The organism is Chitinophaga sp. HK235, assembly GCF_018255755.1.
In the GTDB taxonomy this organism is placed as follows: domain Bacteria; phylum Bacteroidota; class Bacteroidia; order Chitinophagales; family Chitinophagaceae; genus Chitinophaga.
In genome coordinates this window covers 1,875,922-1,895,533 of the sequence record NZ_CP073766.1, presented here as the reverse complement: position 1 = coordinate 1,895,533, position 19,612 = coordinate 1,875,922, and the positions used below count along the sequence as shown (strand labels likewise).

Annotated in this window: 8 protein-coding genes; 5 read left to right on the top strand and 3 right to left on the bottom strand. The window is 42.9% G+C overall.

The window, feature by feature from the left end:
- Nucleotides 1–54: 54 nt before the first annotated feature.
- Together KD145_RS05950 and KD145_RS05945 are read right to left on the bottom strand one after the other, a co-directional pair.
- On the bottom strand, nt 55–1,131 hold the full coding sequence (locus tag KD145_RS05950; RefSeq protein ID WP_212004991.1) for a serine hydrolase: 1,077 nt from the start codon (nt 1,129–1,131) through the stop codon (nt 55–57).
- A 149-nt stretch (nt 1,132–1,280) separates the two neighbouring features.
- Nucleotides 1,281–1,427, bottom strand: coding sequence for an SDR family NAD(P)-dependent oxidoreductase (locus tag KD145_RS05945; RefSeq protein ID WP_212004990.1), 147 nt, complete (start codon nt 1,425–1,427; stop codon nt 1,281–1,283).
- Nucleotides 1,428–1,660: 233 nt separating this feature from the next.
- On the opposite strand from KD145_RS05945, the gene KD145_RS05940 reads away from it, so the two are divergent.
- On the top strand, nt 1,661–2,152 hold the full coding sequence (locus KD145_RS05940; RefSeq protein WP_212004989.1) for a YdcF family protein: 492 nt from the start codon (nt 1,661–1,663) through the stop codon (nt 2,150–2,152).
- A gap of 42 nt (nt 2,153–2,194) precedes the next feature.
- On the opposite strand, the gene KD145_RS05935 is transcribed toward KD145_RS05940, so the two are convergent.
- Nucleotides 2,195–4,633, bottom strand: a complete 2,439-nt coding sequence (locus KD145_RS05935; protein WP_212004988.1) for a TonB-dependent receptor domain-containing protein — start codon at nt 4,631–4,633, stop codon at nt 2,195–2,197.
- A gap of 679 nt (nt 4,634–5,312) precedes the next feature.
- Between KD145_RS05935 and KD145_RS05930 the strand changes: the two genes are divergently transcribed.
- The 4 genes from KD145_RS05930 to KD145_RS05915 are packed head-to-tail and all read left to right on the top strand — an operon-like array spanning nt 5,313 to nt 19,582.
- The gene (locus KD145_RS05930) at nt 5,313–8,462 is read left to right on the top strand and encodes a non-ribosomal peptide synthetase (RefSeq protein WP_212004987.1); all 3,150 of its coding nucleotides are present in this window, start codon (nt 5,313–5,315) and stop codon (nt 8,460–8,462) included.
- 2 nt (nt 8,463–8,464) lie between these two features.
- Nucleotides 8,465–11,869: a non-ribosomal peptide synthetase gene (locus tag KD145_RS05925; protein ID WP_212004986.1), complete on the top strand. Its 3,405-nt coding sequence runs from the start codon at nt 8,465–8,467 to the stop codon at nt 11,867–11,869.
- Between the two features lie 6 nt (nt 11,870–11,875).
- The gene (locus KD145_RS05920; protein ID WP_212004985.1) at nt 11,876–18,340 is read left to right on the top strand and encodes a non-ribosomal peptide synthetase; all 6,465 of its coding nucleotides are present in this window, start codon (nt 11,876–11,878) and stop codon (nt 18,338–18,340) included.
- Nucleotides 18,341–18,370: 30 nt separating this feature from the next.
- Complete coding sequence (locus KD145_RS05915) at nt 18,371–19,582, top strand: ACP S-malonyltransferase (RefSeq protein ID WP_212004984.1); 1,212 nt, start codon at nt 18,371–18,373, stop codon at nt 19,580–19,582.
- Nucleotides 19,583–19,612 lie beyond the last annotated feature (30 nt).

Here is a 19,612-nt window from a genome sequence, read left to right as displayed (position 1 = left end):
AGCGCCCAGCAACTAGGGATATTTGGAACTTCATGGTATTTCTATTGCACAATTTTAATCAATGACCTGCTCAGCTATTTTTGCTGCAAATTCATCCAAACTTGTGGTTCCGGTATTGCTTAGGATAATGATAGTGGATTGTTTTTCCAACACATGGAACAACATAGCCTGTGCACCCATAATAGAGCCAGGCCTCTTAATAATCGTATAGTGCTTATGATGAATGTCATAATCTTTGTAAACCCAAACTCCATAGCCATATTCACCTAGTCCGGAGGAGAACATCAGGTCGAGTGTTGTTTGTTTCAATAATTTTTTTTCAAACAGCGCATTGGTAAACTTAAGAATATCATCAACAGTGGAGTACATAGCACCGGCAGCGTACCAGTTTTCCGTATAAACGGGAAGGTCGTTGACCATTGTTTTAATATCATCCCGGTAGAAATAGGTATTTGCAAGACGGGGAATAATCTTTTGCTGATAGGCTATGCCTGTATTGGTCATCAGTAAAGGTTGCAGGATATTAGCCTGAAGATGCTGCTCAAACGTCTTTCCGGTCATATGCTCAATCATTTTCCCGAGGATGATATAATCGGCGTTGTTATAATCCCATTCTTTACCTGGTTTGCTTACCAGCTTGCCACTACTGAAAAGTGCCAGCATTTCATCGGCTGTATGTGGTACCTGATATTGCGGCATGCCATTTTTTAGTGCTGATTCAAGTGTTATACCATCATCTATATTATGGATGCCCGAAGTCATGTTCAATAGTTGTGCGACCGTTACCTTATTAGCAGCATCTCCCTTATACTCGGGTAAATATGTATTGATGGGCTTATTCAAATCGATTTTACCCTGTTCATAGAGTTGCAGGATTAATACAGCGGTAAAGGCTTTGGTGATGGAAGCAACCTTATACCTTGTATCGGTGGTATTGGGCACATTCAGTTGGAAATTGGCCATCCCGAAGCTCTTTTTATACCAGGCTTTATTCTCTTTTGCCAACAGAATAGTACCATTAAAATTATTCTTCATTACGAAAGAATCGATGAAAAGATCCACTTTTGAAGACTGTCCGAAAACAGAACCAGTAACAACAAAGAAGGCTATGAGGTAAACTATCTTTTTCATGATATAAGCCGTTTTATGGGGGTGTTTTTAATTATAGGATGATTGAAAAACTGCAATAAGGAACGATTGTATCGGGAATGAAGATCAGATGCCCATGGTTACACATTATCAAGGAAGCTGGCATATAAATATAATTGTTTTTTTGATTATTAAAGAAAAGTTGGCTGAAGTTCTATTTTGATTTTTGCACGGTTGAATGCATCGCTAACATTGGTTACATGTATGCCCAATGGTTTCAGATCATTGGCCAATGCTTCGCTAAGACCGCTCACTGCAAATTTAGCCGCGCAGTACATCGACCACCCGATACTGGCGCAAAGCCTGCGATAGAAGGATTCATGGTGGTTTGTTTCTTAAAAAAGTTGTTGAAGTGTGCCTGGTCTTCGAAGCCTGGCACGTAGCTGATCTCGCAATGTTCCAGATAACCACGTTTCTTTTTAATTTCATGGTTATTTATTTTGATAAAATGAGTACCTTTTTATTTAATTAAATCATCCGGATCATACCGTTAAAGGCAGGAACGAATTTTATGAATAAACTATTGATTGTGCTTGGAGCTCCCAATGATCATTTGGGAAACTTGTCACAAATAGCTAAAGATAGATTAGCATGTGCGCATAATTTTTATAGCGCAAACAATGATTTTAAACTTGTTTGTACAGGTGGCTTTGGTCAACACTTTAATACAACCGATAAGCCTCATTATTATTATGCTAAAAAGTACCTTACGGACAGAAGTATTCCCGCGGACGCTTTTCTAAACTGTCCACCTTCTTCCAATACTATTGAAGATTTTCAAATGACCAAAGATTTGGTTCTTGAGGAGAAACCTGACATATTGGTGATTATAACCTCCGACTTTCATCTTTCAAGGGCCAGGGTCTTGTATAGCAAGATTATCAATTATCCCAAGGTTGTTTTTATCCCGGCTCCTTCGTCTTTGCCGGAAGAGCAACTTTTGCCATTATTGGAGCACGAGGCACGAGCTTTGAAAAAACTAAATGAGACGGATTCGATATAGGGTTTTATTATGTTTGTGGTTCATTTTTAATATTCATGTTGGTTATCTTGTTTTAATACTTGGTTTCAAGTCATCATTGTTAACGCCTGTTTTGTGTGAACCGGCAAGTTTTGACTGACCAAACTTCCACGTGAGGCCTATTCTGGCAGCTCTTGCGAGTGTCTTATAGGTTATATACTGATAGAAGGTGGGTGACTCGATTTTATCGCGATAGATGTTATGTTGTTGAAAAAATCTTTCTACTCCTGCACTGATACCGAGTCTGTCGCTGAAAAATGTCTTTCTGGCTGTGATATTATAGCTTACCCATCCACTTGAATGACCTTGTAAGGTGGGGTTGCTTGTATAGAAATATAGGGCTCCTTCTACTTTCCAGCCATTATTCCAGGAATAACCCGACCTGAATGCACCATTTGCGCTTAACAGGCTGTTGGAAGATTTGTTTTCATCTGTCGATAATACCCGTAGGTATATTCCCTGTATATTAATACTGGTATTCCAGTGTTGTGATAAATTGAATGAATAGCTGATCCCGATATTGGTATTGGATCTTCTGCCAATATTATAGAAGGAACTGATCGCACTGTTGCTGCCGGGGTCTTGTATGGTATAGGCTTCGATACTGTTGGTGGTAATTGCCTGTCCCAGGCTGACGGAAATATTTTGAGGTGTATTCATCCATTCTATCGAAAAAGTACTGGTTTTTTCAGGTGTAAGGGATGGGTTGCCAATGGAAATATTGTAAGGATCATTATCATTGAATAGTGGGTTCAGGTTTTCAATCCATGGCCGCTGTAATCGCTGACTGTAATTCAGTGTGAGTTGATTGTCCGCATTTACATCCCATTGAAGATTGACAGAAGGTAACGGGTGCAGGTAACTGTCCTTGTCTTTCGTGTTTCCGCTGGCGGTGGTATTCACAAATGTTTGTTCAACTCTCATGCCCACGCTGGAGCTTAACTTCGACGTAATGGGGAAATGATACATTACATAGCCTGCCAGTACGTTTAGCTGGTAGCGGAAATAGTCAGATCTTTTAGTATTCGGTTCATAAATGTGATTCTGATTCCGGAGGTATTGCTGGTAGTCACTTACGATTTCACGGCCAATATACTTTGCTCCGGCTTCCAGCCGCCTGTTTTTTCTGAATCCTATATTATAATCAGCTTGTAAAGTGTTTTGTGTGAGTGTCTGTACGTTTCGGTTCCTATAAAAACCGGAGAAGGTATTTCCGACTATCTGCTCCACATCATTGTTGATGTTAAGGTTTTCCCGATTGTAATTTCCGGAAAGGGATAGCGTACCATTACTGCCTAATTGGGTGTTATAGTCAATACCAGCATCGTAGTTCGCATCTTTGTTTTTATTATCCACAAGAAGACTTCCCGGGGTAAGATGAGTGGTGGCAGGAGTCGTCAGTGAGTTGTGCTCGGTGGAGAAATTACCCGATGGTTTATCCGAGATATTTCCGTATACAGTAAGACTGCTACTACTATCAATTTCGTAACTTATATCCAGGCCTCCTGAAATATTGTCTATTTTCAGGTTTGTTTCCATTGCTCTTGAAAAGTCATATTCCCGTGAAGTAGCGGTGGATGACTGACGGGTATCGAGGGTGGCATCATAATCATAATGAGATGCAGCGGTGTTTGCAGTTATAATCAGGTTCCCGGTTCTTACATTGAGTACGCCGTTTCCACTTAATGTACCGAGTGATGTTCCACTAACATTGACTTGCCCATTGGTACCTGATATTTTTTTTCTGGTGATTATATTGATGATGCCGGCTGAACCTTCTCCGTCATATTTTGCGGAAGGCGAAAAGAGCACTTCAATTGTTTTAATAGAGCCCGCAGGCAGCATTTTTAGTGCTTCCTTAGGGTCATTGGCAAGATAAGAGGAGCTTTTACCGTTCAGGTATACACGAAAACTTGTACTTCCTTTCAGGTAAATATTACCACTGCCATCTACCATAATACCCGGAATGTTTCGCAACATTTCTACCGTACTGTAGCTATCCTTATTGATATCATTCTCTACATGGTATACTGTTTTGTTATTTGATACCTGTACTAATGGCTTCTGACCGGTAACCAGTAATTCCTTTAACTGGCTGCTGTTTCCGCTAAGTCTTATTGTTCCTGCATCTATATCCGGATTTTCCCTGGTAACGTGGAAAGGACCTTGTATGGTCTGCTTATATCCGGCAGCGATGATACCAACTCTGTATTTTCCAAAGTTCAGTTTTTCCAGGACAAAAATACCATTGGAATCGGATGTGGTGGAGGATAATATTTTGCCTGTGGTATCCTGGATCAGAAAAACATTTGAAAATTCGGGATGATGGCCAACACTATCTGTAATGGTGCCGAAGATTTTTCCTGATGGTGTTTGCGCCATAGCACTACCGGTAATTACCAGTAAAACGAAAATGCATACCGATTGTAGTAGTTTCCTGAGGGATATAGCTGTGATGATCATATATACTATTGATAGAACGAGTTCAATTTTCTTTGGGAAATACTTATGTGAAAAAGTGTATGAAAAAGCACTGCTACCTGCAAACGGGAACAAGGATACACCTACCGGATTACAAATCATATTGGTTGATTGGGTGTGGGAACAATTTAATCTCAGGGTTTCTAAATCTATTTATGCTACATTGATAATTACATCTCAAAGAAAATAAAAAAAAGCAATTTTATTTTTTTTTATGTTCTTTTATTTTACATTTGTTAGGTATGCTGTTGAAAATGATGATGTTTTTTGTTCATCAACAACACTTACAGACAGGCTTGTATTGGGTCTGTTGCTCAAATAGCCAGCATTTAAACCAGCGTTGTTGAATTGTGAACCCGATTTTTTCGCTGTACTTGAAAAGAACATTTATTAGTGGCCCCGATCTGTGTAACAAGCAGATCATAAATGAAGTTAAGTACCTGTATTCTATATGTCAACTGTAATGCCCGTTCCTGTAATGCTACACAACCAATAGTGTTTAGGACAAAAAATATCAGAATAATCATTGTAATAAGCCGGTAATTCTCTGGGAGTACTCATTCCAGAGTTAACAACTTATAATTTGATTTCTGTTACCCGTCTGCATGAATTTCATGTAGCCGTGCTATGTCACTACTGTAAGCGCAATATTTTGAGAAATATGAATTGTTTGGGAATCACCTGTATTCAAAAATCAATTTATTTTTCACAGCATCAGTATGCCTATTCTGATCTGTTTAATATAGGTGGATTTGCGAAAATTAACGCTGGTATTAATGTCGACGCTCTGAAAGAGGCCATAGGCTTACTTGTAAAACGTCACCGTATTTTATGTAGTCACGTTGTTGATAAATCTGCTCACACACTTTCATTGGAAGAAGGTGCATCCGTGAATGTGCATTTCATTGACTTCTCAGCAGATGATAATGCGGAAGATGCGGCGCTGAGATGGATGCAGGATGATTTTCATATTAGTATCTGGAATACGGAACAGCTGTTCACTACATCCATTATCAAAGTTGATAGCACTACTTTTTACTGGTACGTTAAGGCTCACCATTTGATCATGGATGGATTTTCCATGTCTGTTATCTTTGATGAAACAGCCAGGATCTATCATCAGCTTGTTTTTCCGGAATATGATCTTCAGGATACTGTGGTTAAGCAGTATGATGTTTTTGTAGAACAGGAAGTAAAATATTTGCAAAGTAGTAGGGCTGATATAGATAGGGAGTGGTGGAAAGCCCGTGTTGATAGGATTCCGGATGTAATCGACGGAGGATCCTCATCTGCTGTTGGCAGGAAAAAAGTGCTTAGGTCAGGCAGATCTTCTGCAACAATAAACAAACATCTGTCTGAGAAGATTTCAGCGTTTGTAAAACAGCAGGGTATTAGCACATCGCAATTTATGCTTGCTGTTTTCTCAGTGGTCATAAGCAGGTTATTCCAGCAGCATGCTTTCTCCATCGGTATCCCGGTATTGAACAGGAGTGCCTCTGATAAAAAAACCGTTGGTCCATTCATAAATATCCTATTGCTAATACTGGATACCGGAAAGGAATATTCATTTAAAGAATGGCTGGAAGTAGTCGGAAATGAATGCAGGAGTGCTTATCGACATAGCAGACTCCCCGCTGCTGAGGTTTTTGATATGACTGACCGGCAAAGGCCACCATATAACATCCTGTTTTCGTATCAGCATTTCCTTTTTAACAGTCGTTTTCATGATACTCCTGCTGAAATAAGTATGTTGTCCAGAAACGAGCAGGAAGAGGGCCTCGTTGTTCAGATACTCGATTATCAATCGGGCCAACCCGCATGCATACATTTTGAGTTCAGAGAAAGCTTTCTTAGTCATGAACAGGTCAGTAGTCTGAGTGCTGTTTATTTACAGATGTTGGAAACATGTATTGACAGCGCAGAGAAAGATATTTCCCAATTGCCACTGCTGACTTCCATTCCATCTGACTATTTACAACTTGTACATGGTGCCTCTATTCCAGGGGCAGTAAGACATATGCTGACTTCTATCAGCCATCAGACATTATTGCACGGGAATCAAACAGCGATCATCTGTAATGGTGAACAGTTTTCCTACAGACAGATCACGCAGGCAAGTGATATCCTGGCTCTTCATCTGATCGATATTTACAAGGCAAGTCCTGGCACCCCCAGGATTGTTGGTGTACACCTTGAGCGGTCAGCTAAAATGGTGGTTGCCATTCTTGCTATACTAAAATCCGGTGGCTGTTATGTGCCCATTGATGTTAGCCTGCCCCGGGAAAGAATGGAATATATCATCGATGATAGTGGGTTGAAAATAATAGTCACCACCGGACAAATGTGGGACAACAGGGAATATCCGGCTGCGAGGCTGGTATATGTTGACGAGATCGCAGTTGAATATCCTGAAATATCAATCGGAGTGCTGCCGCCCCCGGAGGAAAACGCCCCGGCTTATCTAATGTATACATCGGGTTCTACAGGGCAACCCAAAGGTGTTACCATCGGTCATGCTGCAATAGCCAATTTCCTGTCTGCCATGCAGCAGGAATTACAACTGAGTGAGAAGGATACTGTGATGGCAATTACGAATATATCTTTTGATATTTCCATTCTTGAATTATTCCTGCCATTGGTTTGTGGTGGCCGGGTACATCTGATTACCGAGAAGGAAATAAGAGATCCTTTTTCTTTTGCCAGGTCAATTACGACCAGTGAAATAACATTTATTCAGGGAACTCCATCACTATTCCGGATACTCTTATCTGCAGGCTGGGAGGGTATGCCCTCTGCCACGATTCTTTGTGGAGGTGAGCCAATGGATATGTCGCTGGCGAGGGAACTGCTGAAGAAAGGAAAGTCCTTATGGAATATGTATGGACCTACTGAAACAACAGTATGGTCAAGTATGCACCGTCTGGACCCGGAGGATGAAAAAGTGTACATAGGAAGACCAATCCTTAATACTGACATACTGATCCTGGATCACAAGGGTCTGCTGCTACCCCCAGGTTTTATGGGGGAGATATGCATAGGAGGATCAGGGCTTTCTTCCGGTTATCATGGCCGGCCTCAGCTGACGTCGGAGAAATTTATTGCCCATCCTTTCAGACCGGGACAGAAAATTTACAGAACAGGTGATGTGGGGAGATGGACCGCCGGATTACTGGAAATTTCAGGACGGAATGATGAACAGGTAAAAATCCGCGGCCATAGGGTTGAAACAGGTGAAATCGCTTATCATCTCAATCTGTATCCAGGCGTTTCTCAGGCTGCTGTTTTAGCGGTGAAACCGGATAATCATGAAAAGGAGCTATGGGCTTACTATACTGCTGAACAGGAGATTTCAGTCAATCTGTTGCTCGTGCATTTAAAGTCAGTATTACCTTCTTTCATGTGCCCGCAATACTTCATACGACTGGATGAATTTCCACTTACACCAAATGGGAAGATTGACAGGAAAGCAATATTGGAAAGCAAACATCAAAAGGTGCCGGCAATAATGGACTATGTACCTCCAGATACCCCGGAAGAATTTTTACTGGTAAGGCTGTGGGAAAATCTGCTTGATCAAAGACAGATAGGGATTAACGACAATTTCTTTGAACTGGGTGGGCATAGTCTGAAAGCAACGAGACTAATATCCGCCATTATTGCTGAAACCGGTCTTGCAATTACATTGACGGATGTGTTTGAACATCCTACCGTTCGCGGCCTGGCAGCAAGAATGATCTTACTTGGATGGATGCAGCAGGATAATAAATCCGGAGTACAAAACTTATCAGTCAATAAACATATATCGATTTGAATATGATAGATCTCATTCGAAAACTACGTCAGCTAAATATCAGAATTCAACTGGAAGGGGATGGATTGAAAGTCGTATGTCCGGAAAATGAAACGATTCCGCCTGATTTGTTGCAGGAGTTGAAGGATAATAAGGCATCTCTGATTGAATATTACAGAAATGCCATTCCTGCATCAGCGAAAAGGATCAGGCCTATATTACCTGTTGCCAAAGCAGAAAACTATGCATTATCAAATGGGCAGCAGCGTTTATGGTTACTGAGTCAGCTGGACAAAGAGCAGTCTGTGGCCTATAATATGACAGGTGCATTTATTATGACGGGTAAACTGGATTTCACTGCCTGGGAGAATGCATTCAGCCTGTTATTGGAACGTCACGAAAGTCTGAGAACTATTTTTCATTCCATTGATGGTATACCCAGACAGCAGATCCTATCGCATGTAGCCACTGATCTGGTGTTGAAGTATCAAAAAGAACGAATGCTCTCTGAAGACTTGCTGGAAAAGGAGATTCGCAGCTTTTCCATGCAGAAGTATGACCTGGACAGTTTCCCCCTTATTAAGGCAACGATATTACCAATGGGAGCGGATAGGCATGCATTTCTTTTTGGGATGCACCATATCATAAGTGATGGTTGGTCCATGGGTATTCTGATCAGGGAACTGTTAGCGTTCTACCAGATTACTTCAGCAGGAAGGGCAGTGGCGATGCCGCCGTTGACTATTCACTACAAGGATTTTTCTGCCTGGGAGGCTGAACAGGTAGCACTGCCTGAAATGCAGCAGCACCGGGAGTTCTGGATAAATCAGTTGTCTGGTTCACTGCCGGTACTGGAGATGCCTGTTGATTTTAGAAGGCCGGAAGTACAAAGTTTTGCTGGCCGCATTGCAACTTTTCAACTTGATAAAAACGAGTCATTCAACTTTCAGCAGCTTTGTCAGCAAAATGGAAGCAGCCTGTATATGGGTGTAATGGCAGCTGTAAATATATTGTTGTATAGATATACAGGACAGGATGATATATTAATCGGGTCCCCTGTTTCCGGACGTATTCATCCGGACCTGGAAGATCAGATTGGTTGTTATGTAAATACATTGTGTTTCCGCAACTCCATTCATACAACTGACAACTTCACAACCCTTTTGAAGAGAGTAAAGGAAGGTACCATCAATGCCTTTGATCATCAGTCATATCCTTTTGATCTGCTGGTAGATGATCTGCAGTTAAAGCGTAAAATGGACCGATCCCTGTTGTTTGATGTGATGGTGGTTATGCAGGGAGAGGATGTGTTATCCCGTATACAGGTACCGGGATTACAATTCGAATTATATAAACCGGAAGAGACCAATTGTAAGTTTGATCTGACTTTTTCATTTGTAGAAACTACAGCAGGAATCCGGCTGGAACTGGAATATAATACCGGACTGTTTACCAGCGGAAAAATCGACAGAATGGGACATCACCTGATGAACATCATCCGGTCCGTCTGTCAGCACCCGGAAATGCAACTGTCCGGGATCGGGATGTTAACAGCCTTCGAAAAAAAGAATCTGTTGGAAATTTTCAATGAACAGGATTGCAGCTACCCATCGGATGCCTCTGTCGTGAGTCTGTTCGAGCTACAGGTAGCAGAAACACCCGAGAATATAGCACTGACTTTTGGAAGTACAGCAATTACCTATAAAGAGCTTAACGATCGTAGTAATCAGCTCGCACACCTGTTAAAAGAAAAATATGACGTATCCGGAAAGGATCTGGTAGGGTTGATGTATGAACGCTCCGAGCATATGATCATCGCGATACTGGCTGTAATAAAGGCCGGAGCTGTATATGTTCCCCTGGACCCTGCAGTACCTGATGAGCGGATAACTTTCATCCTGGAGGATGCCGGACCTAAGGTAATGCTCACGGATGGAAGTGTTGCAGCCAATATATCAATTCCCTATGTAGATACTTTATCCCTGGATTATTCGGGATTTTCAGATCAAAATCTTGAAGTGGCTATATCTCCAGAGGATCCTATTTACATGATTTATACGTCTGGCACTACCGGAAAACCCAAAGGGGTGTTGTTATCGCACCGGAATGTGGTTCGCCTGTTGAAGAATGAAAAATTTCCTTTTGACTTTAATGCAAATGACGTCTGGACGATGTTCCACTCTTATGCATTCGACTTCTCTGTGTGGGAAATGTATGGTGCATTACTTTTTGGAGGAAGATTGGTAATAGTTCCAAAGTCAACCAGCCGGAACGTTGCAGAGTATATAACGTTGTTAATGGAAGAAAAAGTTACTATCCTGAATCAGACACCAGCAGCATTTCGGCAGTTATTGCAATACGAAGCTGAGGTGGAAATGCAGCAGTGCACTTCCCTGAGATATCTGATTTTTGGTGGAGATGCTTTACAGCCGGCGATGCTTAATACATTCAGTCAACAGTATCCTCACTGCCGTATCATCAACATGTACGGAATTACAGAAACAACTGTACACGTTACCATTAAGGAATTAACATCTGCTGAAATAGCAGCTAACAAAAGCAATATTGGTATTCCAATTCCAACCCTTAGCTGCTATGTGCTTGATGACAACAGACAGCTTGTGCCAATAGGTGTTCCGGGAGAATTGTATGTGGGCGGAGAAGGTGTAGCAATAGGCTATCACAACCGTGCAGAATTGAACGCCGAAAGATTTTTGGAAGATCCTTTTCATCCGGGCGGAAGAATGTATAAATCAGGGGATCTCGTATGCATAAACGAGAATGGGGATATGGAATATCTCGGTAGAAAAGATAATCAGGTGAAAATTCGTGGCCATAGAGTTGAGCTTGGAGAAGTGGAATTCGAAATTGCTGCACATGCACTGATCGATCAGGTGGTAGTTGTTGCTGCAAAAGACACAGACGATAATACCTTCCTCGCAGCATATGTTGTCAGTGCAGATCCGGCCTTTTCTGCGGCGGAATTATTAACGGACTTGCGGAAAAAACTGCCGGAATACATGCTGCCAGCCGTATTCATAAAAATGGATGCATTCCCGTTGACATCAAATGGTAAAATTGACCGAAAAGCATTGCCTGCTGCGAGTAGCGCCACTATAGCAAGCATCACGGAATACGTACCGCCGGTAACTCCTGAGGAAATAATGCTGACAGCAATCTGGGAGCAATTACTGGAGAGATCCCCAATAGGAATCCATGATAATTTTTTTGAAATAGGAGGTCATAGTCTGAGAGCAACAAGAATGGTATCTGCCATTTATAAGCAGTTTAAGGTGGAGATGGACCTCAAACAGGTATTCTATAACCCTACCATTCATCTGCTGGCACGTGAAATAGAGGCCATTTCATGGATGCAGCAGGATGTTGCTGATTCGGGAATCATCAGTGGAGAAGCTATTAATATTTAATCTGTAATGACAGCGACCAGCATAATAGCCAGACTAAAGTCACTCAAAATACAGTTGTCCGTTCAGGATGATACACTGAAATTAGTTCCGCCCGCGGGAGTGGAAATCCCGTTGGATCTACTGGCGGAGGTGAAGGCAATGAAGCAGGAAATTATCACCTGGATGAATAAGCTGAAACCTGCTACACGCATAGAAAGAGCTGATCTTGGTGAATACTTCCCGTTGTCGGAAAATCAGATGGCGCTTTGGCCAACCGTAGGAAGCAGGGATGGAATGAGCGCATACAATATGCCGGTAGCCTATCTGCTGCAAGGAGCGTTCTCTCTTGCTATATTGCAAAAGGCACTCAATACTGTTGTGCAGCAACATGATAGCCTCCGTACTGTTTTCTTTATGAATGGCGAACTGCCAGTTCAGACTGTTTATCATTCCTCCCGAATCAATAGCACCATAGAAGTCTATCATTGCTCCGATTTCACAGAGGAACAGATCCGTCAACTGTTGATCCAACTTGCTGAAGAGCCATTCGACCTTTTCCACGGCCCGCTTTTCAGGGTAACAATTCTCCATCTGTCGGAAGACCGGAACATTTACTTCCTGAATATGCATCACCTTATAAGTGATGGATGGTCTCTGGGTATCTTTACAAAAGAACTGCTGGAACGATACAATGCCTTTGTTTCAGGAGATGAAAATCCTGTTGCCGCAGCTGGCGTTAGATACGGCGATTTTGTGCTGTGGCAGCAATCAATGCTGAATTCACCAGATGGAGTAAAGCAGCGCAACTACTGGCAAAAGCGGATCTCAAATGCCTCTCCATTGTTACCACTACCATATGATGTGGTGCCATCAGGTATAAAAAGTTATACCGGCAGCATGGAGACAGGTACTTTGCCCGCAGAGAATTTTGCCGGTTTCAGATCATTGTGCATCAAAACGGAAGTCAGTACCTTCATAGGATTGTTTGCTGCTGTCAATGCGCTGCTATATAGGTACACCGGAGAAGAGCAGCTGGTATTGGGAATCCCGGCTGCTTCAAGAGTACATACAGATCTGGATGGTGTAATCGGGCTTTTTGCCAATACTTTGCCCATCAGTACAGCCATTCATGAAAATATCTCTTTCAGAAAATTCCTGGGGTCAGTAAAACAGGATATTACGGAAGCTTACGATCATCAGTTTTATCCGCTTCACCATCTCCTGGAACATTCCGGTGTAAATGGTCCCCTTTTTAATGTACTGGTTGTTTACAGACAGGAGAATGATTTTTATGAACATCTGCCTGCCATCCATGGATTGGAGATTACTACCTATCCACTACCTGTAACTACCAGTAAATTTGACTTGTCCTTTGTTTTTGTAGAAAAACAGGATACACTGGAACTTGGTGTGGAATATAATAATAAAGTATTCTGCAGGGAGACGATAGTAAAAATGCTACAGCATTTTCAGTGCTTGTTGAGTGGGCTGGCAGCAAATCCTGAAACAGTCATTACCAGTGCCAACTTTCTGGAAGCGTCAGAACAGCACAGATTATTACAGGTGCTGAATCCGGAAATCACCCCGGCGCAGGATCCTTCCTGTATTGGTGTAATGATTGATAAACAGGCAGACATAACACCTGATCAAATAGCCCTGTCAAGTGGCGACGATTCCATTACTTACAGCGAACTTAGTATGCGATCAGCGCTGCTTGCCGCACATCTGATTACAAACGGGCTTCAGTCTGGTGAGCTGGTTGGGATTTTTGCTGCCAGGTCAATTAACATGGTGATTGGCATGTTGGGTGTGCTGAAGGCCGGTGGCGCTTATGTTCCATTGGATACTGAATATCCTGAAGAAAGAAATATGTATTACCTGCAGGATAGCCAGGCGCGCTTTCTGTTGACGGAACAGATGTTTTCTGAGGAGCTCGGTGCCTATACAGGAAAGAAGATTATACTGGATGATATTTTGGAAAGTTTAGCCTGGGATACGGATATTACGGTCATACCAGAGATCTCCATTCATCAGCCAGCATATATCATCTACACTTCGGGGTCAAGTGGTAAACCCAAAGGCGTGAGAATCAGGCATGAGAATGTTTTTAACCTGCTATCATGGGCGCGCAAAACATTTGATACCGGTCATCGGGAAGTCATGCTGGCATCTACATCGATATGTTTTGATCTGTCAGTATTTGAAATTTTCTTTCCACTGACCTGTGGTCATCAGGTGGTGATAGTTAAGAATGCGCTGTCATTGTTAGCCCCTTCGGATAAACAGTTGGATGTAACTATTATTAATACGGTTCCATCTGCCATCCGGCATCTGCTGGAGGAAGGTGCTATACCACCTACCGTAAGAACCGTTAATCTCGCAGGTGAAGAACTAAAGGCAGAACTTGTTCAGAAAATATATGAGAAATGCCCGCAAGTACAACATGTGTTTAATTTATATGGGCCTTCAGAAACCTGTACGTATTCCACATCATTAAAAACGGATCGATATACCCGGAAGGTAAATATTGGTTTCCCGATAAGCAATACGCATATATATATTCTTGATAAAGACAGAAATCTTCTCCCAGAGGGCACATTAGGGGAAATATATATTGGTGGGGCCGGTGTTGCTGACGGTTATCATAATCGTCCGGACATTACGCTGGAACGCTTTAGTGATAATCCTTTCGGCGTAGATGGAAAGATTTATAAAACAGGAGATGTTGGGAGGTGGACAAAGGATGGTAGCCTGGAATACAAAGGCAGGCTGGATGAACAGGTGAAAATACGTGGCTTCCGTATTGAGTGTGGTGAAATTGAAAATGTAATCCAGCAGTATGATGGAATAACAGGAGTTGTAGTGTTAGGTTATGATGATGGTGATGGCCGAAGTCTGGCTACCTGCTATGTAGCAAATGATCATATAACTATGTCGGGCCTACGGGCATTTCTGCAGGAGAAATTACCTGCGTTCATGGTCCCTACTATTTTTCAGCAACTGGATGCATTACCACTTACTAAAAATGGTAAAATAGATAAAAAGAGGTTGCAGGCGGGATTGGAAGAGCAGGAGAAATCCCGGATAAGGATTGTTCCCAGAAATCCACTTGATCAGCAGTTGCTTGAGTTATGGGAGTATCTCGTACCTGGTACTCCAATTGGAATTGCAGATAATCTCTTTGTTTCCGGCGGTACCAGTATAACCATCACAAGGCTATTGTCGAGAGTGAACAGGAAATTTAATCTGGATCTGAATCTGGTTACAATATGGCAGTATCCTACAATTCAGGAATTGTCTGATCACATAGCTTCCGGTATTGGAAGTGCGCTGCCACAAATGATACGGACAGATAAAGCAGACAGTTATCTTATGTCGCCAGGTCAAAAGCGTATATGGATGCAATGTGAGCTGGAAGGTAGCAATATCTTCAATGTCACCAATGTTTTCCTGATCCGTGGTGACCTTGACGTTAATCGCCTGGCGCAGGCATGGGAAAAACTGGCGGAGATATATGAGGTGCTACGGACCACAGTAGATATGATTGATGGAAATACCGTACAGATTGTGCACGCTCCGGATGTTTGGAAAACAGCATTTGCATATACAGATCTGAGAGAGGTGGAAAACAGCAGTGCAACATGTGATGAACTTTTCCGGACTGCAGCAGTAAAACACTTTGATCTGAAGTATGGTCCTCTTTCCTCTCTTCAGGTATGTCAGCTCGAAGGTAACATGTTCAGGGTCTGTCTGGTCATTCATCATGTTATTACAGATGGCTGGTCCATTCAACTGCTTTTCAGGTCTCTGATTACCCTTTATGAGGGAGATACTATTGTTACACCCACTTATCATTATAGGGATTTTTCAGACTGGTATCAGCGTTTACTGACAGGAAACCATCTGTCCTCAGCCATTGCATACTGGAGAAACAAACTTCCGGATGAAATTCCCGTACTGAATTTACCTGTGCAGGTACAGCGGCTCCCGAACGCACTGCCTGCCGGAAGAACAGCACAATTCAGACTTGATAACTCCCTGATAACCGCATGGGATAACTATCTCCACCATAGTAAAGCGACAAGGTTTGCCGGCCTGTTATCTATAGTGGCGCTATTGCTACATCGTTATTGTGATGCAGAACAGATGATTTTGGGAACGGTCCACGCAGGAAGGCCCTTGCAGGAAATGGAAGATCTTCCCGGGATGTTTGTCAACACGCTACCACTGGTATTACAGGTTGATGCACAAAAAGATTTTGATAGCCTGCTACAGGAAACCATACAGACCATCATGGAGGCATTTGCATATCAGCTGGCACCTATCGATACCATTGTAGAAGAAAAGTATGGCTCCCGGCGAAATGAGCATCCGCTTTTTAATGTATCTGTAATATTACAGAACTACACAGACATAGTAGAATTGCCTGCCATTCGGAAATTGGAAGTCATGGAGGAATTGCATGATGTTGACAGAAGTGAACATGATCTTTCTTTTATTTTTCAGAAAGTTGGGGATGGACTCATCATGAATATTGAATACCGGACGGAGCTTTTTACTTCCGATCGTATTGATAGGATGCATGTTCATCTGGAAAAATTGATGGAAGCGGTACTTCAACGGCCGGACCTGGCTGTTTCTCAACTGGAATATCTGCCTGAGGACGAAAAGGAATGGCTGGTCAATACAGTAAATGAGACCCGTGTAATACACCCGGAGAAGACTGTCGTGGAACTTCTGGAAGAACAGGTATCGGTTTTCCCGGATAGTATAGCCATTGTAAATGAAGATGAAAGTATTACCTATCGGGAACTGGCCGATCGGGCAGGCAGGCTGGCAGCTTATCTGCGGGATGAGGCGGGAATAATTCCTGGTAGTGTGGTGGCTATTCTGATGGATCGCTCCATAGCAGCAGTGGTATCCATGTTGGCAATAATGAAAGCGGGAGCAGTCTACATGCCGGTTGATACCAGCTATCCCGAGGGCAGAATTACCTATATGTTACACGATGCAGCGGCAGCAGTTATTATTACAGATAAAAGTGACCGCATTAATGATCCTTCTTTCCCTCTTATTATATATCCTGCTGTAATGGAGGTGCTTTCCTCTACTACTGCTGAAATGATTTTTGACAGGATATCCTTAACGGATATCGCTTACATCATGTATACGTCTGGATCTACCGGCAAACCAAAGGGTATTCCCATCAGTCATCTTTCCCTGACTGACTATACATGTTCCATCATAAAATATTTTTCTCTTAATCCAACACATGCGGTATTACAACAGGCATCACTTGCCTTTGATACTTCCGTGGAAGAAATTTATCCGGTGCTCTGTGCCGGAGGGAAACTGGTGGTTAGCAGGGAGGGCGGTGCAGATATTGACGGCCTGTTAAAGCTGATTGAAAAACATGGCGTGACCTTACTCAGTGCCTCACCTCTTGTTATAAATGAGCTGAATGATTTTCCGGAAAGATTGTCTTCCGTCCAGCACATCATTAGTGCCGGGGAAGAACTCAAGCCCGGATATATCACAAGGTTGAAAAGCATGGCTATACATAATCTGTATGGACCAACAGAAAGCACCGTGTCAGCGACCTGGTATAAAGTGGAGGATATCGCTACTGCCAGCCTGATTGGAAGGCCCATGTATAATCGGTCGATCCTGATTCTGGACAGGCATATGCAACTGACCCCGATGGGTGTGAAAGGGGAGATCTTTATTGGTGGTGCAGGTCTTGCGAAAGGATACCTGAACAGACCGGAATTAACGTTGGAAAAATTTGTTCCCCATCCTTTTGTTGAAGGTGAAATATTATATCGGACCGGAGATATAGGAGAGTGGCAATATGATGGTAACCTGAAATTTCTGGGAAGGGTTGATGACCAGGTTCAGATCAGAGGGAATCGTGTAGAGTTAGGTGAAGTTGAAAAAGTACTTGCCGGCTACGGTAATATTTCAGAGGTATTTGTTATTGCCAAAGATACCCCGGACGGAGATAAATATATCGCAGCATATTATGTGGCACCTGCAATGTATGATAACACTCAATTACGGCAGTATCTGCATGCTGTGTTACCTCCCTATATGATTCCGGCAGTATTTATTCACATGGATAGTTTCCCACTGAATGCAAGTGGCAAGCTTGACAGGAATGCGTTGCCGACTCCCGGATTTCAGATAAAGAGAAGATCAGGAGAGGCTGTCGAAAGACCTCGTAATGATCTCGAGAGATCCGTTATGGAAATGTGGGTGGAAATTCTCGGGATAGACAACATCAGTATCACCGATAATTTCTTTGAGCTGGGAGGGAATTCGCTCAAAGTGATCCGTCTGTTTAAACTGCTGTCTAATGCTTATCCAGGGGCACTTTCCATCAGCGAGTTATTTGTATATGGAACCGTACAACAGATCTGTACTATACTGTCCGAACGACTTAACCTGGAAGAATCAGACAGGGCGGATGTTTTTGAAGAGTTTGAGCTATAGAACATTGACTAATCCTTATGATAGATTGATATGAATACAAGCAGAAAAGTGGCATTACTATTTCCCGGGACAGGTACCCAGTATATAGGTATGGGCAGGTCTTTATGCCAGGAGTATCCTGTGGCATCAGCGACTTTTGAAGAAGCTGCTGATATCATCGGTTTTGACCTGAAAAAGCTGTGTTGGGAGGGGCCTCAGGAAACACTGGATGATGTGATCTATTCGCAACTGGCGATACTGACCTGCAGTGTGGCTTCGTACAGAGTATTGACGAGTAATTTGGGAATAGTGCCGTCCTATGGTTGTGGCCATAGTGTTGGTGAATATGCTGCTTTAACCTGTGCAGGGGTTTTTGATTTTAAATCGGCCATCAGTCTTGTGCAGGTAAGAACCCGGCTGTTAAAGGAGATTGGTGCATCAACCGGTAGTTGCATGGCTGCTGTAAAAAATATTGACCTTCCGGTTTTTCGCCAGCTGGTTGCGGCGTGTAACGTTGCCGGATATACGGTTTATCACGCTATTAGTAATCACTTCAGGCAGCAGGTGGTTGCGGGCTCCCGGGAAAATGTTGCTCACTTTGTCAGAATGACGGAGGAGGCTGGCGCTGAAACCAACTACCTGTTTACCGACTATGCCTCTCATTGTGAACTGATGGCAGCAGGCAGGGACGAGATGTCGGCTGCACTGGATGCATGCCCTGTATCTGGTTTCGACTGGCCGGTAATAGCCACTGTATCTGGCAGGCCGTATGAAGCAGGTGATATGGTCAGACGTACGCTGATGAACCAGTTTGTAAAAGCAGTAAGATGGAAGGAAAGTATGGAGTATCTGGTAGGATGCGGTGTTGATCTGATGATTGAAGCCGGACCACAAATGGTACTTAAAAACCTGCTGCGTTCTATTTCACCAGGAGTAAAAAGTTATGCTATGGATATGGAAGAAGATCTTGATGACCTGAAACGTCGCTATAACAGCCGTGCTATTACAGGGCGTGTGCTGATAGACCGGTGCCTGGCCATAGCTGCATCAGTAGAAAACAAATGCCAGCAGGATGGTCCCATACTTCAACATCCCTGGACGCAACTGGTGACGTTGGGTGACAAATATGGTATGGAGCGGTTAACTGTCGATATGAAACAGGAGGCGCTGGACCTGTTACGGGGGATGTTGCTTGCAAAAGGACTTTCATCATCCGAATGTAGCAGGGAAATGGAGATAGCCAGCAATCTGCCAGCCTGTTAGCAGGTGCCTGAGCGTTCCACTTTTATAAAT

What these genes read in the sequence shown, in the direction of transcription:
- KD145_RS05945 (WP_212004990.1), bottom strand. Translation starts at nt 1,427, where the DNA reads ATGTACTGCGCGGCTAAATTTGCAGTGAGCGGTCTTAGCGAAGCATTG.
- KD145_RS05925 (WP_212004986.1), top strand. Translation starts at nt 8,465, where the DNA reads ATGATAGATCTCATTCGAAAACTACGTCAGCTAAATATCAGAATTCAA.
- KD145_RS05950 (WP_212004991.1), bottom strand. Translation starts at nt 1,131, where the DNA reads ATGAAAAAGATAGTTTACCTCATAGCCTTCTTTGTTGTTACTGGTTCT.
- KD145_RS05915 (WP_212004984.1), top strand. Translation starts at nt 18,371, where the DNA reads ATGAATACAAGCAGAAAAGTGGCATTACTATTTCCCGGGACAGGTACC.
- KD145_RS05920 (WP_212004985.1), top strand. Translation starts at nt 11,876, where the DNA reads ATGACAGCGACCAGCATAATAGCCAGACTAAAGTCACTCAAAATACAG.
- KD145_RS05935 (WP_212004988.1), bottom strand. Translation starts at nt 4,633, where the DNA reads ATGATCATCACAGCTATATCCCTCAGGAAACTACTACAATCGGTATGC.
- KD145_RS05930 (WP_212004987.1), top strand. Translation starts at nt 5,313, where the DNA reads ATGAATTGTTTGGGAATCACCTGTATTCAAAAATCAATTTATTTTTCA.
- KD145_RS05940 (WP_212004989.1), top strand. Translation starts at nt 1,661, where the DNA reads ATGAATAAACTATTGATTGTGCTTGGAGCTCCCAATGATCATTTGGGA.